Below are 23,434 nucleotides of genomic sequence, written 5' to 3' on the forward strand. Positions count from 1 at the left end.
GTCCGCGCCGCGAACCGTCTGAGAACGCCCACACGGCGGCGACCCGCCGTGCCCGAACGCATGACAAGATTCATACCACGAATGCGAGAACACGACAACCAACTAGTGAAACCATGAGCATCGAACAACACGAATCGACAGCGACGCGACGAACGTCGCGGTCGCTCTCCGGAACCTGGACACTCCGTCTCGACCCCGACGACGTCGGTGTCGAGGAGGCGTGGACCGCGACCGACGCCGACTGGCACGACGACGACTGTCTCGCCGTCGACGTCCCACACGCCTGGCAGGAGCACGAGACGTGTCGAGACTACACCGGCGTCGCCTGGTATCGGCGATCCGTGACGGTCGAGCAACTCCCGGAGAACGCGGTGTCGATCCTCGGGTTCGGTGCCGTCGACTACGAGACGACCGTCTGGGTCAACGGCGTCGAGTGCGGCTCGAACCGGGGCGGCTACCTCCCGTTCGAGGTGGACGTCACCGAGGCGCTCGAAGCCGGCGAGAACGTCGTGACGCTCAGGGTCGACGACCCCGAGAACATCGACGACGTCCCACACGGGAAGCAGGGCGATCCGTGGTACACGCGAGTCAGCGGGATCTGGCAGGACGTCGAACTCCGGACGCGACCACGGACGCGCGTCGACGACGTGCGGTTGACGCCCGACACCGACGCCGACACCGTCGGGGTCGACGTCGACGTCGCCGGCTTCGACGCCGCCTCGACGGACGCCCTCGCCGCACGCGTCCGCGTCGAGCGCGACGGCGAACCCGTCGCCGAGGCCGACCCGGTCGCGGTCACGGCCGACGACCACCACCCGACGGTGGGCCACGCGACGACGACGGTCGTCCTCGACAACCCCGACTACTGGCACCCGGACGACCCCGTGCTGTACGACGTCGTCGTCGATCTCGTCGACGAAGACGGCCCGGGCGGAGCCGTCGACACGTACGAGGACTACTTCGGGATGCGCTCGGTCTCCTTCGAGGGTCGTCGCCTCTATCTGAACGGTGAGCCGCTGTTCATCCGTGGCGCGCTCGACCAGGGCTACTACCCGGGGACGCTGTACCGACCCTTCGAGGAGGACCTCTTCGAGCGCGAGATCGAGACGGCGAAGGATCTCGGCTTCAACCTGCTGCGCAAACACATCAAGCCGGCCCACCCCGACTGGGTCGAGGCCGCGGACCGCCTCGGCATCCTCGTCTGGGAGGAGGTCGCGAACCCCGGGCGGTACACGGAGCGGTCGAAGCGCGAGGTCCGCGAACAGGCACGCGGACTCATCGAACGCGACTACAACCGACCCTCGGTGATCGCCTGGAGCCTCTACAACGAGGAGTGGGGGATCGGCCACCACCACGACGAGACGTACGTCTGGGACGACCCCGAGAAGCAGGAGGCGCTCGGCGAACTGTACGAGGAGGCGAAGGCGTGGGACCCGACGCGGCTCGTCTGCGACAACTCCGGGTGGGCACACGTCGCGACCGACCTCAACGACTACCACCAGTACTTCGCCAGCCCCGACCGCTCGCGGGAGTGGGCCGACATGCTCGACCACGTCCTCGCACACCCTCAAGAGAACTACGCCGCCGAGTGGACCGACCCGCACGAGACGCCGCTCGTCGTCTCGGAGTTCGGGACCTGGGGGCTCTGTGATACGGGGCGACTCCGCGAGTTCTACGACGGGAACCCGCCCTGGTTCTACCACCCGTTCCTCGTCCCCGAGAAACACCGGGGCGGCGACCTCGACAGCCACCACCTCCATCTCGAATCCGGCGTGCGACGCTCCCCGGCCGGCTTCGACGAGCGGTACGAGGAGACCGCGTTTCCGGAGATGTTCGACGGCTTCGACGAGGCCGTCGAGACGTGGCAGTGGCGCGAGTTCGTCTCCCTGAAGGACCAGATCGAGGAACTCCGGCGGCACGACGATGTCGCCGGCTACGTCGTCACGGAGTGGAGCGACATCGAGTGGGAGTTCAACGGGATCATCGACTACCTGCGCGAGGAGAAGGCGTTCCACGACCGCTTCGCCGAGATCAACGACGCGCTCTGTGTCACCGCCGAGCCGGAGTCGCACGTCGGCTGGGCGGGCGAACCGTTCTCGCTCGCCCTCAGCGTCGTAAACGACACCGGTACTGGTGGGTCGGCGACGGTCGAGTGGACCGTCCGCGACGGCGACGACGTCGTCGAGAGCGGCGTCGAAGAGACCACGCTCGCGTCGTTCGGCCGGACGGATCTCGGAGCCGTCTCGTTCGTTCCCGAGGCACCCGACGGACCGAGGCGGCTCACCGTGGAGCTGACCGTCGACAGCGAGGTCGGGCGCACGACCAACCGCGAACACGTCGTGGTCGCACCGCGGGCACTCCCCGCACGGCAGGACGTCCGCCTGTTCGTCGGCGACGACGCGCTGGCCGAGCGGCTCCGCGGCGCGCGATACTCGATCGTCGACGACATCGACGCCGCAGACGTCGCGGTCGTCACGCACGTCGGCGACCACGTCGGCGAGTTCGTCGAGGGCGGCGCGTCGGCGCTGTTGCTTCCGGGCCCCGACGAGTTCCAGCCGCGGACGAACCTCTTCAGCTACCACGAACTCCCGCCGGGCGAGAACTGGAACCTCGCCTCCGCGATGTACGCACAGGACAGCCCGTTCCTCGCGGACCTCACCGACGGGAAGCGTCTCGGCTGGGCGTTCGAGGGTATCTTCCCGAACGCGGTCGCGACGGATCTCCACCGCGACACCGACGAGGTCCACGTCGGCTACATCGAAGGGTGGATGGCCAACTGGGGCTCGCCGCTCGCGTTCCGCCGGATCGGCGACGGCACCACCTGCACCTGTACGTTCCCTCTCGGAACGAACTACGGCGACCACGCGGTCGCGACGGTGCTGTTCGACCGACTCGTCGCCGATCTCGCCGCGCGGGACACCCACGTGGAGTAAACCACGGATGCCACGAATCACCGACTACGAACTGTACGAGGTCCCGCCGCGGTGGCTCTTCCTCCGCGTCGAGACGAGTGACGGCCGCGTCGGCTGGGGCGAACCGGTCGTCGAAGGGCGCGCACACACCGTCCGCGGCGCGGTCGAGGAGCTGATGGAGACGTCCCTCCTCGGCGAGGACCCACACCCCGTCGCGGACCACTGGCAAGCGATGTACCGCGGCGGCTTCTACCGTGGGGGCCCGGTGCTCATGTCGGCCATCGCCGGCATCGACCAGGCGCTCTGGGACCTGAGAGGAAAGGCGTTCGGCGCGCCCGTCTACGAACTCCTCGGCGGGCCCGTGCGCGAGAAGATACGAGTCTACCAGTGGGTCGGCGGCGACCGGCCGACGGACGTCGGTGACGCCGCCGCGGAGAAGGTCGACCAGGGCTTCTCTGCGCTGAAGATGAACGCGACGCCGGAGTTCCGCCGGATCGAAAGCCCCGCCGCCGTCGAGGCGGCGGTCGACCGGATCCGCGAGGTGCGCGAGCGAGTCGGGGCCGACGTCGACATCGGCGTCGACTTCCACGGACGGGTCGCGAAGTCGATCGCTAAGCGCCTCGCCGAGCGGCTCGATCCCTACGACCCGATGTTCGTCGAGGAGCCCGTGCTCCCCGAACACAACGACGCACTCTCGGAAGTCGCCGCGCACACGTCGACGCCCATCGCGACGGGCGAACGCATGTTCTCGCGGTGGGAGTTCAAACAGGTGTTCGAGCAGGGCGTCGTCGATGTGATTCAGCCCGACCTCTCGCACGCCGGCGGCATTACCGAGGTGAAGAAGATCGCCGACATGGCCGAGGCGTACGACGTGGCGCTCGCGCCGCACTGTCCGCTCGGGCCGATCGCGCTCGCCGCCTGTCTCGCCGTCGACGGCGTCTGTGCGAACGCGCTCATCCAGGAGCAGAGCCTCGACATCCACTACAACGAGGGAAGCGACGTGCTCGACTATCTCGCGGATCCCGCGGTGTTCGACTACCGGGAGGGGTTCGTCGACCTCCCCGACGGCCCCGGCCTCGGGATCGAGATCGACGAGGACGTCGTCGAGGCTCGTGCCGGCGACGTCGACTGGCACAACCCCGTGTGGCGACACGACGACGGGAGCGTCGCCGAGTGGTAGCGACCCCGAAGACGAGCACACGAACCGCACGACGATCGACACCCATACGAGAACACGAATCATGACCGAACGCGACAGATGGACTGAAGAAGCGGCGTGGGACTGGTACCGAGAACAGGAGTGGCCCGTCGGCTGTAACTACCTGCCGTCGACGGCGGTCAACCCGACCGAGATGTGGCAGGCGGCGACGTTCGACCCCGAGACGATCGACAGGGAACTCGGTTGGGCAGCGGACTGGGGGATGAACTCCGTCCGCGTCTTCCTCCAGTATCTCGTCTGGCAGGACGACGCGGACGGCCTCGAACGCCGGATGGACCGGTTCCTGGAAATCGCCGACGGCCACGGGCTCTCGACCATGTTCGTCCTCTTCGACGACGTCGGCTTCTCGGGCGACGAACCCTCGCTCGGCCCGCAGAAGGAGCCGATCCCGGGCACCCACAACAGCCAGTGGACGCCGAGTCCGGGGCACGAACGCGTCGTCGACCGGTCGACCTGGCCGGCGCTCGCCGAGTACGTCCACGACGTGATCCGGCGGTTCCGCGGCGACGAACGGGTCTTCTGCTGGGACACCTACAACGAACCCGGCAACAGCGAGATGGACGAACAGTCCAACCCCCTCCTGCGGGAGTCGTTCGCCTGGGCGCGCGAGGCGGACCCGATCCACCCGATCACCGCCGGGGTGAACTGGGATCCCAACCGGTCGGAGCAGAACCGGATCGGGAGCGAAGAGGCCGACATCGTCTCCTTTCACGACTACAGCGACTTCGGCTTCACGAAACACCGCGTCGAGTCGCTCCAAGAAGAGTGGGGTCGACCGCTCCTCTGTACCGAGTGGCTGGCCCGGACGCGAGACAACCTCGCCGAGACGCACCTCCCGTACTTCAAACGCGAAGCCGTCGGCTGTTACACCTGGGGGTTCGTCAACGGGAAGCTCCAGACGCACCTCCCGTGGAGCACGGCGCAGACGTCCATCGCCGAGGCCATCGAGGACGAGGACACGGACACGTGGTTCCACGACCTCGTCCACGACGACGGGACGCCCTACCGACCGGAGGAGTACGAGACGTTCCAGCGGTACGTGGTCGGAGACGAGACGCCACCGCCGATCGAAGAACTCGCGGCCCTCGCACCGGGCGTCGACGCCGAGTCGCTCGGCTCCGTCGTCGACGGGTCCCGCGACGACCAGCCCGGGCCGTATCATGGGTGAGTCGCCATGACCGACAGGGGAGTCCGCGGACGCTTCGCCGGCCGCACCGCGGTCGTGACCGGTTCGACCCGCGGCATCGGCGCGGCGGTCGCGCGCCGACTCGTCGAGGAGGGTGCGAACGTCGTGGTCACGGGCCGATCGGCCGACGAGGGCGACGCGGTCGCCGCCGACCTCGCGAGCCGTGCGGCGGCGAACGGGACCGAGGGTGACGCCCACTTCGTCCGGGCGGACATGCGCCGCCCCGAGGACGTCGAGGCGCTCGTCCGGACGACCGCCGACGTGTACGGCGGGGTCGACGTGCTGGTGAACAACGCGGGCGTCCAGACCGAGACGACCGCCGCGGCGGCGACGATGGACGACTGGGAGTTCGTCCTCGAGACGGACTTCCGCTCGTTTTGGCTCTGCGCGAAGCACGCGGTCGAACACATGCCCGAGGGCGGAGCCATCGTCAACATGTCCTCGAACCACGCGTTCGCGACGATGCCCGGACTGTTCCCCTACAACGCGGTGAAGTCGGGCATCAACGGCATGACGCGGGCCATGGCGCTCGAACTCGGGCCGCACGGCATCCGCGTCAACACGGTCAACCCGGGGTGGATCGAGGTCGAACGGACGACAGACGAACTGGCGGACGACGACCGACAGCGGGTGGAGCAGATCCACCCGCTCGGGCGGATCGGGGAGCCCGACGACGTCGCCGGAACGGTCGCGTTCCTCGCGAGTGACGACGCCGCGTTCGTCACGGGAGCCAGCCTCCTCGTCGACGGGGGCCGGTCGGCGGTCATGCAGGATCACACGTTCGTTGAGTACGCCCGGCCGATCCGCTCCGAGGACGGGCGCACACGGACGGAACTCCGCTCAGACTGAACTGCCGCCTCCGCAGACGGTCAGCCCACGCTCGGCGACGGCAACGGCGGGACAGCCGCCGCGTCGGCGCCGACGTCGAGGGGACGCACACGGAGGCGACAACACGTTGTAATGCTGTCGAGGGGATCGAGAGCCGAACGGCTCGGTGTCGGGCCGCTCACCGGGAGATGCCCACCGCGGCCCCCTCGATCACGGCCTCGACTTCCGCGGGGGTCACGACGGCCAGGTCTCCCGAGAGCGTCCGCTTGATCGCGGCCGTCGCGGCGGCGTACCGCAGTGCCTCGGGGGTCGAGCCCCCTTCGAGTCGCCGTGCGAGGAATCCGCCGACGAACGCGTCGCCCGTCCCGATCGGGTCGACCGTGTCGGCCTCGTACGCGCGCTGACGGTACGTCCCGGCGTCGTCGACCGCGAACGCGCCGTCGGCACCGAGCGTCAACACGACCGTCTCGAGGCCGAACTCGTCGCGCAGTTCGCGGCCCACCCGCGCCGGCTCACCGTCGCGCCCGAGCACCGTTTCGACGTCGCGTTCCGCGGCGACGAGGACGTCGACACGGGGCAGGAGTTCCACGAAACACGCCCGCGCTCGTTCGGGTGTCCAGAGCTTCGATCGGTAGTTCAGGTCGAACGTCGTTCGCGTCCCCGCCGCGCGGGCTTCGTCGAGTAGTGTCGCGGTCGTCTCCCGAAGCGTGTCGGAGAGGGCTGGCGTGATGCCGCTGGTGTAGAACATCGCCGCGTCACGGATCGCGCCGAGGTCGACGTCGTCGACGGTGGCCGTCGTGACGGCAGAGCGCTCGCGGTCGTAGACCACATCGGTCCCCCGCGGCTCCCCACCGAACTCGAGGTAGTAAGTACCCTGGCGGCTCCCGTCGGTCAGCGAGACGTTCGGTTTGACGCCGTGGCGTCTGAGGTCACCGAGCACCCGGCGGCCGAGCGGAGAATCCGGAAGCTTCGAGAGCCAACTCGTCTCGGTTCCGAGGCGTGCGGCCGTCACTGCGACGTTGCTTTCGGCCCCGGCCGTTCGGAACTCCAGGCTCCGGGCCGTTTCGATTCGTTCGCCAGCCGGCGGCGACAGTCGGACCATCGTCTCTCCGAACGTGACTAACTCTGGCATGGATGCGGTGGCCTCCAGATCACCACGGGCCGGTATGAGCGTACCGATGGCCGTCGAGGGCCGCCCGTCAGCCCGCGCGTCGAACGAGAGGATTAATCGGGGGGGTTGCGAATGGAGAGCCGACGATGGACGCCGAGCAGCTGATTCGAGAGACGGGGATCGTCGCGATCCTTCGCGGGTTCGACCGGGACGCATCACGCTCGATCACGGACGCGGTGACCCGTGGCGGGGTGAGAGCGGTCGAAATAACGGCGAACACCGACGGCTTCCGGGTGACCCTCGAGTCCGTCGCAGCGTCGCGCGAGGGGACGGAGACAGCCGTCGGTGCCGGGACGGTTCTCGACAGGGAGACCGCACGGGATGCGATCGCGGCGGGTGCCGAGTTCCTCGTGACCCCGACGTTCGACGAAGGGGTCGTGCGGGTCGGGAACCGCTACGGCGTTCCGGTGCTGACCGGCGTGGCGACGCCGACGGAGGCGCTCGATGCGTACGCGGCCGGCGCGAGCATGTGCAAGGTCTTCCCGGCGCGCTCGCTCGGCCCGGGGTTCGTCTCGTCGCTGGGCGGGCCGCTCCCACAGGTTCCGCTCGTCCCGACCGGCGGCGTCAGCCGTGAGAACGCGGCCGCCTTCTTCGAAGCCGGCGCGGCGGCGCTCGGAATCGGGAGTTCGATCGCCCCGGACGACGCGGTTTCGGACGGTGACTTCGCCGAGATCGAACGCCGTGCGAGGGAGTTCGTGGCGATCGCGGACGCACACCTCGACGGATAGACGCCGACTGACGCGTGCGCTCGGCGATGGATGTCGCGGATCACAACGTCTAATCACTTCTATATAGTACGCCGTGAATCGGAACGACACGGACGACGTGGCGGATCCCGTTCCCCCCCGACCCGAGAACGGACCCGGCACCGGTGGTCACCGAACGAACCGATCGATTGTAGGGTTCATTCGATCGATCCGGCGGTGTCGGATCCGACGGTGATTCGACGCTCCGGGCCGAATCGTCGAGCGATCCCATGAAATTCTCATACCTATCCAAATAGCTGCCCTACTGTATGGAAAAGTAATAATAGCGCAAAAAAAAGAAAATGCAGTACCATCAGGGTGGGAAAAAATATCAGACTGTTCTTCAGTACTCACCTCTCTCCTCTCCTCGCTCGCGGCGACGAGTGAACCAAACTGAAGATAAGTTATCGGATAATAATGGGTTCGGTGATCGCGGAACCGACTCCACCGCTGTCGAGACACCCCGTCACTGGTTCGGTTCCACTCAGCACGCGGGTGAGGCTCGCGGTGTCTCCACGACCGCTCGCCCCGACCGCCACCTGCGGAGCGACGACGCGGCTCCACGGGTGCTCCAGCCGACGGTGCCGCGGTCGCTCGGTCTCAGTCGCACTCTCGGCCGCCGTGGCCGCGCGTTCCACAGACGCGACCGCGCGGCCTACAGATGCGGCTGCCACGGCCTTCCGAACGGGTGTTGCCGCCGGGACCGCCGGCGACGTGATATTGACGGAAGCGATCCAGTTATGTATCTCACAGGTAACGTGGTACCGACGACAGGAGCCCGGGGGCCGACCACGCGGTGTGTCACCGACCCGAGGGCAGGGCCTGTTCAGCTCACATGTGCCGAGAACTCAACCGGGAACCGATCTGGGTCGCCACCATCCGCCTCGCGTACACCCAGGGGTGGGCGGACGTCGACAGCGTGATCGCGGAGGCGAACCTCGTTTCGGGCCGCGAAGACACCGTCGTGGACGTCCTCGGCACGATGTGCGACCGAGACCTCCTCGTCGAAGCGCCGGACTTCGACGCCAGTGGGCGGTATCTCGTCGGCCCCGTGCTCCGACGATCGGCCCCGTCGCCGCGCGGGATCAAACACCTCTCGGAGCACGCGGTCCACCAGTGGGCACGGCCGACGAGCGACGACTAGTCGAGCGCGTCGAGATCCGCCGGCGTGTCCACGTCCCGACGAACCCCCGAGTCGCCCGTCTCGACGAGCGCCGATCCGTCGCTCGAGAGTAGGATCCGTCGCCCGCCGCGGTCGCCCGAGACGTCCGCGAGCGCGTCGAAGTGTCCCCGATCGAATAGCACCGGGTTCCCCCGCTCGCCGTCGACGGCGGCCGCGAGCGCCGTCCACGCCCCCGATCGGTAGACGTCGACGAGCGCCCGCACGCTGGCCGGGTCGACGCGCGGCATGTCTCCGAGGGCGAAGACGGCCGCCGCCACGGCGTCACCGTCGCCGTCGCCCTCGAGTTCCCGCACGCCCGCGCGGACGGACGTCGCCTGGCCCGCGCGGTACGCGTCGTTCTCGACGATCGTGAACGGGAGGCCGTCGAGCGCCGCCGCGGTCCGGTCGGCCTCGTAGCCGACGACGGCGACGAGCGGGTCGATGCCCGCTTCGACGAGCGTCCGGGCCGCGTGACGGACGATCGGCTCGCCGTCGAGCCTCGCGAGGAGTTTGTTGTCGTCGCCGAACCGCGAGCCGGTTCCGGCAGCGAGGAGGACGCCGGCGACGGACGGCACGTCGGCTCCTCCCTCGCTCTCGCCCGTCGCGTCCTCGCCTTCTCTCTCCCCGTTGGCCGGCGGATCGACGAGCGGGAGCCCCGGCCTGTCGGTCATCGCTCGACCGCGTCGTACGGGACGACGTCGACCGACGTGCCGGCGTCGAGCCCCGAGTCGGTCACGACGAAGCCGTCGGCTCGCGTCGCGCGCGTACTCGACGAGAGGACGCTCGGGTCGAACGTCTCGTCGTACACCGTCAGCGGGGAGTCGACGTGTCCGAGGGGGAACGCCTCGACCGTCCCGCCGGTTCCGTCGTCGTCGCCGTCGTCGCTCGTCAGTGTCACCGGGACGACGTAGTCGAACCCCTCGGCACCAATCCCGAAGCCGCGGGCGAGCGTCGCCGGCGTGGACGGGAGCGGTCGGTCCCCGGTGAAGAACGGCCGGGCGACGAGCGTCGCGATCGTGTGCGCGCCGACGGGCTTGCCGGGGATGGCAAAGGCGACCGCGTCGTGGTCGGGGAGGCGGGCGACGGCGATCGGCTTGCCCGGGCGGATCCGGACCCGGTGAAACAGCACCGAGCCCAGGTCCGACAGCGTCCGGACGGCGTAGTCCTTCTTGCCGACGCTCGTCCCGCCCGTGGTGACGACGACGTCGTACTCGTCGGCGAGATCGGCGACGCGGTCGCGGACGACGCCGTACTCGTCGGGGACCGACCCCTCGTACGTGGCGTCGTGGCCCCACGACCGGACGAGCGCCGCGAGCATCGGTGAATCGAGATCCGTGTGTCGCCCTTCGTGGATCTCGGTTCCGGTCGCGAGTAACGCGACCGAGAAGCGCTCGTGGACTTCGACTGCTTCGTGGCCGAGGTCGCGGAGCAAGATCGCGTCCTTCGCCGAGAGGCGTTCCCCGGCCGAAAAGAGCGTCTCCCCCCCGGCGACGTTGCTCCCCCGGCGGTAGACGTACGTCCACGGCTCCAGCGGTGGCCCCGAGAGCTGCTCGGTCCCGTTCTCCTCGCTCCGGACCGTCGCCTCCTCGCGCTTGAGGACCGCGTTGGCTCCCTCGGGGAGCGGCGCGCCGGTGGCGATGCGGACGGCGTCGCCGGTGGCGAGTTCCGGCGGGTCGTCCTCGGGGTAGACCGAGACGTCGCGGAGACGGAGGGGGTAGTCGTCCCTGGCGTCGAACGCGAAGCCGTCCATCGTCGCGTGCGACCGCGGCGGCTGATCCGTCTCGGCGACGACGTCGGCAGCGAGCGTGCGCCCCGAGAGGGCCGACAGCGGGACTGTCTCCGTGTCGCGGTCGGCGAGCACCGAGCGGCGGAGCGCGTGGACGCGATCGGCGGCCGTCGTCCGGGAGAGCATCACGTCGTACGGGGGGTCCGTGGTTCGATCGTCGACCGGGTCGGCGTCTGTGGCGTCGTCGGAACTCCCTGTCACGGCGGTCGGGTTCGGTGGGGGCCGAGTTAAGTCCTCTCACGCACGGTCGAGGCACGCGGTGTCCGCTGTACGTCGCCTCCACTCACCCCTCGGGAGTGGCGAGGGCGTTCCACACCGCCGAGAGCGTCGCTCGCAGCTCCTCGTCGCTCACGTCGGTCGCCCGGACGGCGTAGTGGACGAGCATCACCATCTCGCCATCGGGTGCCGACGCACCCCGGTGGTCGGTGCGCTCGGCCGGGAACGGCGCGTCGGCGAGCGCCGCGGCGACCGTCTCCTCGTGCGCCTCGGGAACCCGGAGCTGGACGCCGAGACGGCGCGCGGGCGGTGCCCAGACGATCCCGCTCCTGTTGAAAGCGGTCACGAGGCTGTCGTCGCCGAGGCGGGCAACCGTCAGCGGGTGGAAGAAGTCGACGACGCACTGGCCGCCGGTTTCGGTCCGGCGGGCCCGGGCCAGGTGCTCACCGAGGTACTCCTCGACGACGCTGAAAAAGGGTGTGCAGTCCATCCCCTCCCGCTACACGGTGACGTGACCTAATACCGATGGCTACCGCGTCCGTGGCTCTCCGGCGGTCGGGCCGCGCGGGTCGCCACCGAGGACAACGTTGATTTTGTGGGGTTGCTATGACTGCCCTAGGTACCATCTATGGGAATACTGACCGACACCAAAGTCTCGGAGAAGAACCTCACCACCGTGCCGAAGCCCGTTCGGAACTTCCTTGACGTCGGCGAGGGCGACCGGATCGAGTGGCACGTCGAAGACGGTCACGTCATCGTGCGCAAGGCCGCGCCGTCGAGCGACGACTGACGCCGCCTCGCCCCCCTCGCCGCGCTGCCCCCGATCCGCCGTCGTCAGGGCGGTCGGTGCCACGCCGTACCCCCGCCCCGCCGTCGCCGTCCTTTCGTCCGGCGTTCTCCCGCAGTGAGCCGGTTTTTCGCCGCCCGTGACCACGGTCACCCGGTCGATCGTGCGGTTTTCCAGTAACTTTTATGATGATGGACGGGATTGACACGCACAGACGGGTCTAAGGACTCGCATAGGGGTTAGTACTAAAATGGAATTCAGTGGCGAATTCGAGCTGGACGGCGTATCGCCGGAGGACGCCTGGATCGTTCTCTCGGACCCAATCGCAGTACGGGACTCACTCAAAGGGTGTCGGTACATCACACCCATCGACGACGACGACTTCAATTTCGACGACTACGAGGCCGAGGAGGACGTCCAGACCCTCCCGGACGCGGATCCCGACGTCGTCGCCGAGCGGGCGTTCAACGAGGGCGTCGTCTACGCGGCGCTGATGCAGGTCGGCGTCGGCAGCGTGAAACCGCGCTTCGAGACACGGGTCACGATCGCCGAACGCGCCTTCCCGCGCATGGTCGCGACCGGCGGGGGCGACGCCTCGAACAGCAGTTTCGAGATGGAGTCGTGGATGGACATCGAGGAGACCGAAAGCGGCTCCATCGTCAAGTGGGGTACGGAGGCGGACGTCTCCGGGCGCATCGCCCAACTCGGCGGGCGCGTGATGAACCCGGTCGCCGACAAGATCGTCTCGAACTTCTTCAAGAACATCCAGAAGCAGATGACCGGCTTCGAGGAGAGCGAGGAGTCGAAGAGCATGCGGGACCGCCTCAGCGGACTCCTCTAAAGCCATGAAAGCCGCACAGTTCGAACACCACGAACCGACGACGGTCGAAGAGGCGGTGAGCCTCCTCGGGAGCCTTGACGAACCGACCGTGCTCGCCGGCGGACAGAGCCTCATCCCGATGATGCGCTTTCGGCTGGCGCGCCCCGAGACCGTCATCGACCTGAACCACATCGCCGATCTCGACTTCCTCGAAGAGGAGAACGGTCACCTCCGGATCGGCGCGCTCTGCCGACACGTCGACATCGAGGAGTCCGCTCTCGTCGCCGAGAAGTACGGCAGCTTCGCCGACGCCGCGCCGCTGGTCGCGGACCCCCAGATCCGAAACAGAGGAACGGTCGTGGGGAGCGTCGCCCAGTCCGACCCGAAGGGCGACTGGGGGACGGTCCTCCTGGCGCACGACGGCGAGGTCGTCGCCGCCGGTCCCGATGGCGAGCGCGTCATGCCCGCCGCGGAGTTCTTCCTCCTCCCCTACGACAACATGCTGGGCGAGGACGAACTCATCACGGAGCTTCGCGTCCCCACTCCCTCGGCACACGAGGGCAGTTCCTACCACAAGCTGAAGCGCAAGGTGGGCGACTACGCGATGGTCGGCGTCGCCGCACGCGTCGTCTTGGACGAGGGTGTCATCACCGATGCTGGCGTCGCGCTCACCGCCGTCGACATCACGAACGTCTCCGTCCCGGACGCCGAGGAGATCCTCGAAGGCGAGACGCCCTCGGGTGACCTGTTCAAGCGGGCGGGCGAGGCTGCGGCGGAGACCGCCAATCCGGAGTCGGACGAACACGGCAGCGCCGACTACAAGGAGAACATGACCCGCGTGCTGACCCAACGGGCGCTCGCGGACGCTGTGGAGCGCGCGAGGTAATCATGAGCACGAAAGACATCACCATCACCGTCAACGGCACAGAGAAGGAACTCAGCGTCGAACCCCGCCGGTTGCTGGTCCACGCCATCCGCGAGGACCTCGACCTCACCGGGACGCACATCGGCTGTGACACCGGGAACTGCGGCGCGTGCACCGTCTACAAGGACGGCGAGGCTGTCAAGTCCTGTCTCATGTTCGCCGTCCAGGCCGACGGCGCGGAGGTGACGACGGTCGAGGGCATGGCCGACCTCCCCGAGGCGGGGATGGGCCGCATGGACGACCTCCACCCCATTCAGGAGGGCTTCCGGTACATGCACGGACTGCAGTGTGGCTACTGTACGCCGGGCATGATCATGGCGGGCAAAGCGCTCCTGGAGAAGGACGCAGACCCCTCCGAGGCGACGATCCGCGAGAACATTAGCGGCAACCTCTGTCGCTGTACCGGCTACCAGAACATCGTCAAGTCCATCCAGTACGCCGCGGACGTGCTCAACGACCGCGAACCGCCAGAGTCGCCCGTCGAGCACCCCGAGTCCGGTGGCGAGACCGCCGCAGACGGCGGGTTCGACTGTGGAGCGGGATGTGGCTGTGACGTGACGTTCGAGAGCGGGACCGAAGGCGGTGAGGAGCGATGAGTAGCGAGACCGAGAAACCGGACGCGAAGTACCGACACGACGACGACGGCGGTCCGGACCCCGAAGCCACCCACGGCCACGGTCGTGGTGGCATGGGTGAAGAGGTAAAGCGGAAGGAGGATCGTCGCTTCATCACGGGTCGCGGCAACTACGTCGACGACATCAAGAAGGACGGGATGCTCCACTGCGAACTCGTCCGGAGCCCCCACGCTCACGCCCGCATCAACTCCATCAACAAGGACCGGGCGCTCAACGTCGACGGCGTCGTCGCCGTCCTCACGGCCGAGGACCTCGCCGAGCACGAACTGGCGACGATGCCGACGCTCATGGACGACACCCAGGACGTCCTCGTCGGCGACAAGGTGAAGTTCCAGTCTCAGGAGGTGGCGGCCGTCATCGCCACGGACCGCTACATCGCCAAGGACGGCGCGGAGAAGGTCGAAGTCGACTACGAAACCCTGGACGCCGTCGTCGACGCGAAGAAGGCGCTCGAGGACGACGCCCCCCTGGTTCGAGACGACATCGAAGGCCAGGAGTCGAACCACATCTTCGACTGGGAAGCGGGTGACGAGGTAGCGACGAAACAGGCGTTCGAGGACGCCGACGTCACCGTCGAACAGGACATGAACTACCAGCGCATCCACCCCGCTCCCATCGAGACGTGCGGGTGTGTCGCCGACTGGGACACCGCGAACGAGAAGATGACCGTCCACCTCACCTCGCAGGCACCCCACGCGCATCGAACCCTCTTCTCGATGGTGTCGGGTATCCCCGAGCACAAGGTGCGAATCATCAGCCCCGACGTCGGTGGCGGGTTCGGCAACAAGGTGCCCATCTACCCCGGGTACGTCGTCGCCGCCGCCGCGTCGTACGTTCTCGGGAAGCCGGTGAAGTGGGTCGAGGAGCGCTCGGAGAACATCCAGACGACCCACTTCGCCCGCGACTACGACATGACCGGCCGCATCGCGGCGACGGCCGACGGGCAGATCACCGCGGTCGACGTGGACGTGCTCGCCAACCACGGCGCGTACAACGCGGTGGCGCAGCCGTCGAAGTTCCCGGCGGGCTTCTTCAAGATATTCACGGGATCGTACGACATCCCGGCGGCGTACAGCAGCCTGGAGGCCGTGTACACGAACACCGCCCCCGGTGGCGTCGCGTATCGGTGTTCGTTCAGGGTGACGGAAGCGGTCTACCTCATCGAGCGACTGGTCGACCTGCTGGCGGACGAACTCGACATGGACCCGGCCGAACTCCGGCGGAAGAACTTCATCCCGAAGGAGGCGTTCCCCTACGAGTCCACGACGGGCTGGACGTACGACTCCGGCGACTACGAACGGGCGCTCGACCAGGCGCTCGAAGCCGTCGACTACGACGGGCTCCGTGCGGAACAACAGCGCCGTCTCGACGCGGACGACGACCGGCTGTTGGGGATCGGGCTCTCGACGTTCACGGAGATCGTCGGTGCCGGGCCCGGCAAGCAGTGTGACATCGCCGGCGTCGAGATGTTCGACTCCGCCGAGATCCGCGTCCACCCGACCGGCAACGCGACGGTCAGGATCGGCGTCCAGACCCAAGGTCAAGGACACGAGACGACGTTCGCCCAGATCGTCGCCGAGGAACTCGGCCTCGACGTCGAGGACATCTCTGTCGAGCACGGCGACACCGACACCGATCCCTACGGGCTGGGAACGTACGCGTCGCGGTCGACACCAGTGGGAGGAGCGGCGACAGCGGTGGCCGCCCGGAAGGTGCGCGAGAAGGCCAAGAGCATCGCCGCCAACGAACTCGAGGTCGCCGAGGAGGACGTCGTCTGGGACCGTTCCTCGGGTTCCTTCCAGGTGAAGGGCGCGCCCGACCGCGTGGTGACGATGAAGGAGATCGCCGCCGCGTCGTACATGAACTCCCCGGCGAACGAGGAGCCCGGCCTCGAAGCCGTCGACTACTACGACCCGCCGAACATGACGTTCCCGTTCGGGGCGTACGTCTGCGTGGTCGAAGTCGACCGCGAAACGGGCGAGGTGGACATCCGGCAGTTCTACGCGCTCGACGACTGCGGCAACCGTATCAACCCGATGGTCATCGAGGGCCAGATCCACGGCGGCCTCGCACAGGGGATCGCGACGGCAATGCTCGAGGAAGTAACCTTCGACGACAACGGCAACGTCACCGCGGGAGACTTCATGAACTACCTGCTCCCGACCGCGATGGAGATCCCTCACATGGACACCGACTACACGGTGACGCCGTCGCCGCACCACCCGATCGGCGCGAAAGGCGTCGGCGAGTCCCCCACGGTGGGGTCGCCGCCGGCGATCGTCAACGCCGTCGTCGACGCGATGGCCCACGCCGGCGTGCGCCACGTCGACATGCCCATGACGCCCGACCGCGTCTGGGCCGTCCTGGACGAGGCTGGGCTGGCGCTCGACCCGGCCGACCGGTTCGACTTCGACTTCGACGCCGGCACGGACGCCGAAGCGGACGACTGAGCACGGGAGCCGGCGCCGGTGTCGAATTCGTAACTGTATTCGGCATCGAATCCGGCTTCAGAACAGGATTCGTAACCGTATTCGACGTCGACACACACTTCGGTCCGGAGGTCGTAGACGGAGTCGATGTCGACATCGGAGCCGGACCACCCGCGTCGTTCCGACCCGTCCGCCGCGAGCGCGGCGTCGCGCCCGCGCTCGCCGTCGGGTCGGGGTGACCGACCCCCTCACGCACACCAGATGACAGACGACACGGAGACAGAGACGAACCGAGACGAACACAGCGCCCGCGCGGACGCCGCCTCGCGGGAGACGGTCGACCGGCTGGCCCGACAGTACACCGAACAGGGTCAGCCGTTCGCCCGCGTGACGGTCGTCCGCCGGGAGCCGCCGGTGTCGGCGCGTGTCGGCGACCGCGCGATCGTGACGCCCGACGGCGAACTCACCGGCTGGATCGGCGGGGTCGCCTGCGCGCAGTCGGTCGCGGTGCGGGAGGCGCAGACGGCGCTCCGTCGCGGCGACGCCAAACTGGTCGGCATCGCGCCCGATCCCGACACGATCGACCGATCCGGGCTGGAGGCGTTCCCGATGACCTGCCACAGCCAGGGGACGCTCGAACTGTTCGTCGAGCCGGTGACGCCCGTCCCACGTCTGGTGGTCGTCGGCGACTCGCCCATCGCCCGGGCGGTGTCGGGCCTCGCAGCCGGCCTGCCGTACGACCTGACGGTCGTCGCCCCCGACGGTGCGGACGTGGCCGGCGCGGACCGCCTGGTCGATCCCGGCGACGCGGCGTCGCTGGCCGAGGCGTTCGACGGAGCGACGTGGGTCGTCGTGGCGTCGATGGGCGCGACCGACGACGTCGCCGTCGAAGCCGCCCTCGCGGCGGGCGTCCCGTACGTCGGCCTCGTCGCCAGTCGCCGACGCGCGGACGAACTCTGCGAACGAGTCGCCGACAGAACGGGTCGCGCGGTTGAGGACGTCCGTGCCGCGGTGACCTCGCCGGCCGGTGTCGACATCGGCGCGCGGATCCCCGAGGAGATCAGCGTGAGCGTCCTCGCCGAGCTGATCTCCGTCCGGCGGGCCGGCGACGCCGCGGGGTCGGGTGGGACTCACGAACACGCCGACGCGACCGGCGGGACCGTCGAGACTCACGAGGGTCCCGATGCCGATGGCGACGCCGACGTCGGAGACGACACCGGCGGCGCCGACCCCGATCACGAGACCGCGACCGACCCCGTCTGCGGCATGGACGTGACGGTCGGCGAGGCGGCGGCGACCGCCACCCACGAGGGGAGGACGTACCACTTCTGCGGGCAGGGGTGTCAGGAGGCGTTCGTCGATGATCCGGACCGGTTCGTCGAGCGGGCAGAGCCATGACCGGGGCGAACGGGACGTCGACCGACGGCGACGCCGAGGCGTCGGTCGACGTGACCGAGGCCGACCTCCGTGAGCGGTTCGAGGCGGCCGACTACGTCGCCGACGACACGCTCGTCACGACGGTGTATCTCGCGCTCCGGCTGGGCAAGCCGCTGCTCATCGAGGGCGAACCCGGCAGTGGGAAGACCGAACTCGGGAAGGTGCTCGCCGAGGGGTTCGACACCGAACTCATCCGCCTGCAGTGTTACGAGGGACTCGCCGCCGAGAACACCCTCTACGAGTGGAACTACACCAAACAGCTGTTGGCCGTGCAGTCGGGTGAGGGCTCGGTCGCCGACGAGTCGGTGTTCTCCGAGGAGTACCTCTTCGAGCGGCCGCTGTTGCGCGCGCTCACGCACGACGGCGACGCCCCGCCGGTGTTGCTCATCGACGAGGTCGACCGCGCCGACGAGGAGTTCGAGGCTTTCTTACTGGAGGTGCTCTCGGACTTCCAGGTCACCATCCCGGAGTTCGGCACCGTCTCGGCCGGCCGACCGCCGATCGTCATCATCACCTCCAACCGGACGAGAGGGCTGTCGGACGCGCTCAAACGCCGGTGTCTCTACCTCCACGTCGACGCGCCCGCCTACGAGACGGAGGTCGAGATCGTCCGCCGCAAGGTCCCGCAGTTGGACGCGATTGTCGCCGCCGAGGTGTGCGCCATCGTCGGGGAACTCCGCGAGGAGGCGTTCCTCAAGCGGCCGGGCGTCGCCGAGACGCTCGACTGGGCGCGCGCGGTCGCCGAACTCCGGGCACCCGGCGACGACTCCGACCTGACCGCCGCGGAGATCGAACGCACGATCGGCACGCTCCTGAAGGAGGTCGAGGACGTCCAGCGCGTCGACGCCACGCTGCTGGAGCGCTTGGAGCGCGCGGCGCGGGAGGCCCGCGCCGCCGCCGACGGCGAGGCCACGCCGACCCCCGACGACGGGGCGCCGAACGGGGACTGACCACTCGTGACCTGGTTCGACGAGACGCAGACACCCGACTTCGTCGCCGCCCGCGAGCACGTGCTCGGAGAGGTGGTGACGTTCGCCCGACGGCTCCGCCGCCACGGCCTCTCCGTCCCGGCGAACGCGGCGCTGTCGGCCACGGAGGCGCTCTGTGCGGTCGGCCTCTCCGACCGCGACGGCGTCCGGGCGGCGACCCACGCGACGCTCGTCGCCGACGCCCGCGACACGGAGACGTTCGAGGCCCACTTCCCGGAGTTCTGGTACCGCCTCCGGACGGGGCTGGAGGCGACGGCCACGTCGGACGACGTGGGGGACCGCTCGAACACCGGGGCGTTCTACGGGGCCGAAGTCGACGGGGGCGTCGCCGACGAGCTGACCGCCACCGCCGACGCCGACGGTGACGTCGGTGGCGGCGGTGACGCCGGCGGGGACGACGAGACGGTGTACGAGCGACGCCTCGTCGACCACGACGCCGACGCGGCGGTCGACGGCACCGGCGAGCGAAGCCGCGCCTCGACGTACAGCGCGGGCGGCGCGGGGACGGCGGTCGAGGACGAGACGACGGGCCGGACGCTCGACCGGAACGCGCTCACCCGGTTCCAGCAGGCGCTCTCGTCGCTCGCCGGTCGCCGGTGGACGGCCGACGACGGCCGACGGATCGACGCCCGACGGGCGCTTCGATCGAGCGTGGGCACCGGCGGGGCCGTCGTCTCGCTGCCGACCCGCGACCGCAAACCGACCGCGTTCCGGGCCTGCCTCCTGGTCGACGTGAGTCAGTCAGTCCTCGATACGGTCGACCGCGGCTTTCTCCTCTCCGTCCTCGACGCGCTGGTCGCCGAGGGCCGCGGCGTCCGCGTCTTCTTCTTCGACACGGACGTCCGCGAGGTGACGGACGTGTTCACGAACTCCCGGGGCGATCCCGCGGCTGCGCTCGAACGCGCCGAGGTGGCGTGGGGCGGCGGGACGCGGATCGGCGACGCTGTCACCGAACTCCGGCGTCGGTGGCCCGATGCGGTCGACCGCCGGACGGTCACGCTCGTCGTCAGCGACGGGCTCGACGTCGGCGAGGTCGACGAACTCGAACGCGGGATGAGCTGGCTCTCGGGGCGGTCGCGGGCGGTCGTGTGGCTGAATCCGCTCGCGGCTTCCGCGAAGTACGAGCCGACCTGCCGCGGGATGGCTGCGTCGCTGCCGTACGTCGACGGCCTGTTCGCCTTCGCCGGCTCCGAGGATCTCGCCGAGGTGGCGCGCCAGCTGTCGCGACACGGGCCACGAGGACCGATCGGCTACGAACACGACTTCCGCGACCGCACGGTCGCCGAGGAGGTCGCCTGAGATGCTTCGGGCAGTCCACGACGCGCTCGCGGGGCGTGCGGCGGCGGCGACCGGCCCCCGCGTGACCGTCGGCGACCGCGTCGTCCTCGTCGAGTGTACCCACCCAGATCACGGCGCGCTCGCGGGCGTCGCCCACCGGCCGGCCGGGCCGGTCGACGGCGTCGATCCCGACTGCGGCGTCGCCCGCCTCGCCGACGGTGCGCTGTCGGCCCCGGCGGGGAGCGTCGCTCGCGCCGCGGGGCTGGCGACGCTCAACGCGCTGTCGGTCCCCGACGTCGACTGGCTCGTCGGCGATCCGATGGCGTCGCTCTCCCCGGAGGTTGAGACGGTGGCGACCGTCGGCCTCTTCCGGCCGGCGTTCAAGAAGTTCGGCGATGTCGCGGTACGCGTCGTCGAGCGCGACCCCGGGGCGATCGATCCCGCATCCCTGCCGGCGGGCGTGCCGACGACGCTCTTCTCGCCCGCGGAGGCCGCGGCGGCGTTCGACGGCGCGGACGTCTGTTTCGTCACCGGGTCGACGCTGGTGTACGGCGGCGTCGACGACTACCTCGCGGCGGCCGCTGGAGTACCGCTGGTCGTCCTCATCGGCGCGACCGCCTCGTTCCGGCCGGACCACGCGTTCGACCGCGGCGTCGACCTCCTCGCCGGAGCGCGCGTGCGCGACGCCGAGCACGTCCGCGAGCGGATCGTCGCCGGCGACTGCGGGACGGCCCTGCACGACGCCGGCCTGCAGAAGGTGTATCGCCCCTCGAACGCGAACCTGACAGGCGTACAGCTACCGACCGAACCCACCGACACCGAATCATGACGAACGACACACACGACGTGAACGAGACGGACGCGAACTGGAGCGTCCCCGAGACCGAGGTGATGGCGCGTGCCCGCGCGCTCCTCGACGGCGACCGTCGGGGCGTCCTCGCGACGGTCATCCGCGTGGAGGGAAGCGCCTACCGACGGCCGGGTGCGAAGATGGTGATCCCCGAGGACGGCGACGGCGTGGGACACATCACCGCCGGCTGTCTGGAGGACGAAGTACAGCAACTCGCGGGCGAGGTACTCGCCGCGGGCGAGCCGCGCGTCGAGCGCTACGACCTCATGCCCGAAGCCGACGCCGAAGACGACGTCTGGGGGCTCGGCGTGGGCTGCAACGGCGTCATCGACATCCTGCTCGAACCGCTCGACGAGACGTACCGCCCCGCGATCGAGGCCTTCTGGCACGGGCGGGACGTCGGCGTGCTCACGGTCGTCGACGGCGACGACGAACGCGAGGGCGCACGGGCGTACTACGATCCGGAGACCCAGGCGTTCGACCGCGGCGACGGCTTCGAAGTCGACCTCGCCGACGACGTGCGGGGAGTCGCGGCGGAACTCACGGCGCGGGGGAAAGCCGACTCCGTGACGGTCGACGGCGTCACGGTGTTCGTCGACGGGCTCGCCGCCTCCGCGGAACTCGTCGTCGTCGGCACGGGCCACGACGTCGGTCCGATCGCGGAACTCGGCGCGCAGGCGGACTTCCGCGTGACCGTCGTCGGCTTCCGTGGCGCGGCGGCCAAGGCCGACCGGTTCCCGGCCGCCCGCGACGTGGTGTCGACCTCGCCCGCGCGGATGACCGACGCGTACGACTTCGGCGAGAACACGTACGTCGTCGTGGCGACGCACAACTTCGTCGACGACCGCCTCGCGATCGAGGGGCTTCTGGACACCGACGTCCCCTACGTGGGGCTGATGGGCCCCCGCGAGCGGTTCGAGGAGATGGTCGACGAGTTCTCCGCGGAGGGGACGACGTTCACCGACGCCCAACTCGACCGGCTGTACACGCCGGTCGGGCTCGACTTGGGCGGCGGGTCGCCGTACCAGATCGCGCTGTCGATCGTGAGCGAGGCGCTCGCGGTGAAGAACGGCCGCGAGCCGAAGCACCTAAAAACGAGAGAAGGAACCATCCACGACCGCGTGGAGCTGTCGGCCGACGGATCGGGCGGTTAGGAGCGGTCGAACGCGCGGAGGACGTCGTCCCAGGAGTCGACGACCGTCGCGCCGTCGCAGGCGGCGTGGTCGCTGTAGGGTTGGTCGAACAGCAGTCCGTCCATCCCCGCCGCCAGCGCGTCGGCGACGTTGCCGTGGTAGTCGTCGACCAGCGCCCGCCCGGCGAGGGCGGCTTTGTTCTCCGGCACGTCGTCGACGAACTCGTCGTAGGGGATGTCGTGGTCGCGGAGCCACGCGCGGGTGTGGTCGTGCGTGTCGGGGGGACGGTGGGTGGCGATGGCGACGTGGTGGTCCTCACCGAGCCGTGCGAGCGCGTCCGCCGCGCCGGTCATCGGGGGCATCCCGCCGAAGTACCACCCGGGGTCGCGCTCGAACGCCTCGACGATGAGTTCGCCGATGTGTTCGTGGGCGTCGTGCCCGGGGATCGCGTAGTCCCACGCGGCGATGTCCTCTGGGGCGAGTGAGACGCCGTACTGCTCGTCGAGATACTGGCACGCCCGGGGGAGTTGCCACGCGAGCGTGCCGTCGACGTCGACGAGGATGCGGTCGGCGTCGGCGTTCGTTTTGGAGGTGTGTTCGGGGCGGTCTTCGCGTGCCGTGGTCATCTACTACTGATTTCGGGCGGTCGGTACATAGGTCTCTCGTCGTGGAGGTGATGGGTGTGTGGAGTTCGGTGGCGTGTTCTGAACGGACGCACCGACTGCGACGCGCGAGACGATACTTGCTCCCCGACACGTGAGATGACATGTGGTCCCCGACACGTGAGACGACACCGGTGAGTCGAAACACGAGTCGGAGTCGCCAGGGCAGTGAGGCCACGACCTCCCCAGCCGACTCCTTCGCTCGTTCGTTCCACTCACTCGCTCAGTCATCCCTCGCGCGTCGGTCGCGCGGACGAACCGCG

General features: G+C 69.0%; 21 protein-coding genes. 16 read left to right on the forward strand and 5 right to left on the reverse strand.

What is annotated here, in order from left to right:
• Positions 1–113: 113 nt before the first annotated feature.
• From NKJ07_RS02605 to NKJ07_RS02620, 4 genes are all read left to right on the forward strand, one after another.
• Positions 114–2,933 (forward strand): glycoside hydrolase family 2 protein, encoded by a 2,820-nt coding sequence (locus NKJ07_RS02605; protein WP_318569038.1) that lies wholly within the window; start codon positions 114–116, stop codon positions 2,931–2,933.
• 7 nt (positions 2,934–2,940) lie between these two features.
• Positions 2,941–4,092 (forward strand): galactonate dehydratase, encoded by a 1,152-nt coding sequence (dgoD, locus tag NKJ07_RS02610; RefSeq protein ID WP_318569039.1) that lies wholly within the window; start codon positions 2,941–2,943, stop codon positions 4,090–4,092.
• Between the two features lie 61 nt (positions 4,093–4,153).
• Positions 4,154–5,299, forward strand: coding sequence for a cellulase family glycosylhydrolase (locus NKJ07_RS02615; RefSeq protein WP_318569040.1), 1,146 nt, complete (start codon positions 4,154–4,156; stop codon positions 5,297–5,299).
• Between the two features lie 6 nt (positions 5,300–5,305).
• A complete protein-coding gene (locus tag NKJ07_RS02620) occupies positions 5,306–6,166 on the forward strand; it encodes an SDR family NAD(P)-dependent oxidoreductase (protein ID WP_318569041.1) in 861 nt (286 codons plus the stop codon).
• 157 nt (positions 6,167–6,323) lie between these two features.
• On the opposite strand, the gene kdgK1 is transcribed toward NKJ07_RS02620, so the two are convergent.
• On the reverse strand, positions 6,324–7,277 hold the full coding sequence (kdgK1, locus tag NKJ07_RS02625) for a bifunctional 2-dehydro-3-deoxygluconokinase/2-dehydro-3-deoxygalactonokinase (protein WP_318569042.1): 954 nt from the start codon (positions 7,275–7,277) through the stop codon (positions 6,324–6,326).
• A gap of 125 nt (positions 7,278–7,402) precedes the next feature.
• Between kdgK1 and NKJ07_RS02630 the strand changes: the two genes are divergently transcribed.
• Entirely contained in the window at positions 7,403–8,044 is a 642-nt protein-coding gene (locus tag NKJ07_RS02630) for a bifunctional 4-hydroxy-2-oxoglutarate aldolase/2-dehydro-3-deoxy-phosphogluconate aldolase (protein ID WP_318569043.1), read from the forward strand.
• 853 nt (positions 8,045–8,897) lie between these two features.
• The gene (locus NKJ07_RS02635) at positions 8,898–9,206 is read left to right on the forward strand and encodes a hypothetical protein (protein WP_318569044.1); all 309 of its coding nucleotides are present in this window, start codon (positions 8,898–8,900) and stop codon (positions 9,204–9,206) included.
• Here the strand turns inward: NKJ07_RS02635 and NKJ07_RS02640 are convergent.
• The 3 genes from NKJ07_RS02640 to NKJ07_RS02650 form a co-directional block, all read right to left on the reverse strand.
• The gene (locus NKJ07_RS02640; protein WP_318569045.1) at positions 9,203–9,895 is read right to left on the reverse strand and encodes a nucleotidyltransferase family protein; all 693 of its coding nucleotides are present in this window, start codon (positions 9,893–9,895) and stop codon (positions 9,203–9,205) included. The genes NKJ07_RS02635 and NKJ07_RS02640 overlap by 4 nt on opposite strands.
• On the reverse strand, positions 9,892–11,136 hold the full coding sequence (locus NKJ07_RS02645; protein WP_425504783.1) for a molybdopterin molybdotransferase MoeA: 1,245 nt from the start codon (positions 11,134–11,136) through the stop codon (positions 9,892–9,894). Before NKJ07_RS02645 ends, NKJ07_RS02640 begins: the two co-directional genes overlap by 4 nt.
• A 157-nt stretch (positions 11,137–11,293) precedes the next feature.
• Positions 11,294–11,716, reverse strand: a complete 423-nt coding sequence (locus tag NKJ07_RS02650; protein WP_318569047.1) for a hypothetical protein — start codon at positions 11,714–11,716, stop codon at positions 11,294–11,296.
• A 138-nt stretch (positions 11,717–11,854) separates the two neighbouring features.
• On the opposite strand from NKJ07_RS02650, the gene NKJ07_RS02655 reads away from it, so the two are divergent.
• The 10 genes from NKJ07_RS02655 to NKJ07_RS02700 all read left to right on the forward strand — a co-directional run bounded on the left by NKJ07_RS02655 (position 11,855) and on the right by NKJ07_RS02700 (position 22,530).
• Positions 11,855–12,016: an AbrB/MazE/SpoVT family DNA-binding domain-containing protein gene (locus tag NKJ07_RS02655; RefSeq protein WP_318569048.1), complete on the forward strand. Its 162-nt coding sequence runs from the start codon at positions 11,855–11,857 to the stop codon at positions 12,014–12,016.
• A 247-nt stretch (positions 12,017–12,263) separates the two neighbouring features.
• Positions 12,264–12,854, forward strand: coding sequence for an SRPBCC family protein (locus tag NKJ07_RS02660; protein WP_318569049.1), 591 nt, complete (start codon positions 12,264–12,266; stop codon positions 12,852–12,854).
• A 4-nt stretch (positions 12,855–12,858) separates the two neighbouring features.
• On the forward strand, positions 12,859–13,719 hold the full coding sequence (locus NKJ07_RS02665; RefSeq protein WP_318569050.1) for an FAD binding domain-containing protein: 861 nt from the start codon (positions 12,859–12,861) through the stop codon (positions 13,717–13,719).
• Positions 13,720–13,721: 2 nt separating this feature from the next.
• A complete protein-coding gene (locus tag NKJ07_RS02670) occupies positions 13,722–14,354 on the forward strand; it encodes a (2Fe-2S)-binding protein (protein ID WP_318569051.1) in 633 nt (210 codons plus the stop codon).
• Positions 14,351–16,843, forward strand: a complete 2,493-nt coding sequence (locus tag NKJ07_RS02675) for an aerobic carbon-monoxide dehydrogenase large subunit (RefSeq protein ID WP_318569052.1) — start codon at positions 14,351–14,353, stop codon at positions 16,841–16,843. The genes NKJ07_RS02670 and NKJ07_RS02675 overlap by 4 nt, the downstream gene beginning before the upstream one ends.
• A gap of 240 nt (positions 16,844–17,083) precedes the next feature.
• Positions 17,084–18,220 (forward strand): XdhC family protein, encoded by a 1,137-nt coding sequence (locus tag NKJ07_RS02680; protein ID WP_318569053.1) that lies wholly within the window; start codon positions 17,084–17,086, stop codon positions 18,218–18,220.
• A complete protein-coding gene (locus NKJ07_RS02685) occupies positions 18,217–19,209 on the forward strand; it encodes an AAA family ATPase (RefSeq protein WP_318569054.1) in 993 nt (330 codons plus the stop codon). The genes NKJ07_RS02680 and NKJ07_RS02685 overlap by 4 nt, the downstream gene beginning before the upstream one ends.
• A 6-nt stretch (positions 19,210–19,215) precedes the next feature.
• A complete protein-coding gene (locus NKJ07_RS02690; protein ID WP_318569055.1) occupies positions 19,216–20,547 on the forward strand; it encodes a VWA domain-containing protein in 1,332 nt (443 codons plus the stop codon).
• A 1-nt stretch (position 20,548) separates the two neighbouring features.
• Complete coding sequence (locus NKJ07_RS02695; protein ID WP_318569056.1) at positions 20,549–21,355, forward strand: Rossmann-like domain-containing protein; 807 nt, start codon at positions 20,549–20,551, stop codon at positions 21,353–21,355.
• Entirely contained in the window at positions 21,352–22,530 is a 1,179-nt protein-coding gene (locus NKJ07_RS02700) for an XdhC family protein (protein ID WP_318569057.1), read from the forward strand. The genes NKJ07_RS02695 and NKJ07_RS02700 overlap by 4 nt, the downstream gene beginning before the upstream one ends.
• Here the strand turns inward: NKJ07_RS02700 and NKJ07_RS02705 are convergent.
• Complete coding sequence (locus NKJ07_RS02705; RefSeq protein ID WP_318569058.1) at positions 22,527–23,135, reverse strand: 5' nucleotidase, NT5C type; 609 nt, start codon at positions 23,133–23,135, stop codon at positions 22,527–22,529. The genes NKJ07_RS02700 and NKJ07_RS02705 overlap by 4 nt on opposite strands.
• Positions 23,136–23,434 lie beyond the last annotated feature (299 nt).

This window comes from Salinigranum marinum, from assembly GCF_024228675.1.
Classification (GTDB): domain Archaea; phylum Halobacteriota; class Halobacteria; order Halobacteriales; family Haloferacaceae; genus Salinigranum; species Salinigranum marinum.

Coding starts and splice junctions, on each gene's coding strand:
- NKJ07_RS02665 (WP_318569050.1), top strand. CDS start 12,859: ATGAAAGCCGCACAGTTCGAACACCACGAACCGACGACGGTCGAAGAG.
- NKJ07_RS02680 (WP_318569053.1), top strand. CDS start 17,084: ATGACAGACGACACGGAGACAGAGACGAACCGAGACGAACACAGCGCC.
- dgoD (WP_318569039.1), top strand. CDS start 2,941: ATGCCACGAATCACCGACTACGAACTGTACGAGGTCCCGCCGCGGTGG.
- NKJ07_RS02705 (WP_318569058.1), bottom strand. CDS start 23,135: ATGACCACGGCACGCGAAGACCGCCCCGAACACACCTCCAAAACGAAC.
- NKJ07_RS02650 (WP_318569047.1), bottom strand. CDS start 11,716: ATGGACTGCACACCCTTTTTCAGCGTCGTCGAGGAGTACCTCGGTGAG.
- NKJ07_RS02620 (WP_318569041.1), top strand. CDS start 5,306: ATGACCGACAGGGGAGTCCGCGGACGCTTCGCCGGCCGCACCGCGGTC.
- NKJ07_RS02660 (WP_318569049.1), top strand. CDS start 12,264: ATGGAATTCAGTGGCGAATTCGAGCTGGACGGCGTATCGCCGGAGGAC.
- NKJ07_RS02685 (WP_318569054.1), top strand. CDS start 18,217: ATGACCGGGGCGAACGGGACGTCGACCGACGGCGACGCCGAGGCGTCG.
- kdgK1 (WP_318569042.1), bottom strand. CDS start 7,277: ATGCCAGAGTTAGTCACGTTCGGAGAGACGATGGTCCGACTGTCGCCG.
- NKJ07_RS02635 (WP_318569044.1), top strand. CDS start 8,898: ATGTGCCGAGAACTCAACCGGGAACCGATCTGGGTCGCCACCATCCGC.
- NKJ07_RS02670 (WP_318569051.1), top strand. CDS start 13,722: ATGAGCACGAAAGACATCACCATCACCGTCAACGGCACAGAGAAGGAA.
- NKJ07_RS02630 (WP_318569043.1), top strand. CDS start 7,403: ATGGACGCCGAGCAGCTGATTCGAGAGACGGGGATCGTCGCGATCCTT.
- NKJ07_RS02605 (WP_318569038.1), top strand. CDS start 114: ATGAGCATCGAACAACACGAATCGACAGCGACGCGACGAACGTCGCGG.
- NKJ07_RS02615 (WP_318569040.1), top strand. CDS start 4,154: ATGACCGAACGCGACAGATGGACTGAAGAAGCGGCGTGGGACTGGTAC.
- NKJ07_RS02655 (WP_318569048.1), top strand. CDS start 11,855: ATGGGAATACTGACCGACACCAAAGTCTCGGAGAAGAACCTCACCACC.
- NKJ07_RS02645 (WP_425504783.1), bottom strand. CDS start 11,136: ATGCTCTCCCGGACGACGGCCGCCGATCGCGTCCACGCGCTCCGCCGC.
- NKJ07_RS02675 (WP_318569052.1), top strand. CDS start 14,351: ATGAGTAGCGAGACCGAGAAACCGGACGCGAAGTACCGACACGACGAC.
- NKJ07_RS02640 (WP_318569045.1), bottom strand. CDS start 9,895: ATGACCGACAGGCCGGGGCTCCCGCTCGTCGATCCGCCGGCCAACGGG.
- NKJ07_RS02700 (WP_318569057.1), top strand. CDS start 21,352: ATGACGAACGACACACACGACGTGAACGAGACGGACGCGAACTGGAGC.
- NKJ07_RS02695 (WP_318569056.1), top strand. CDS start 20,549: ATGCTTCGGGCAGTCCACGACGCGCTCGCGGGGCGTGCGGCGGCGGCG.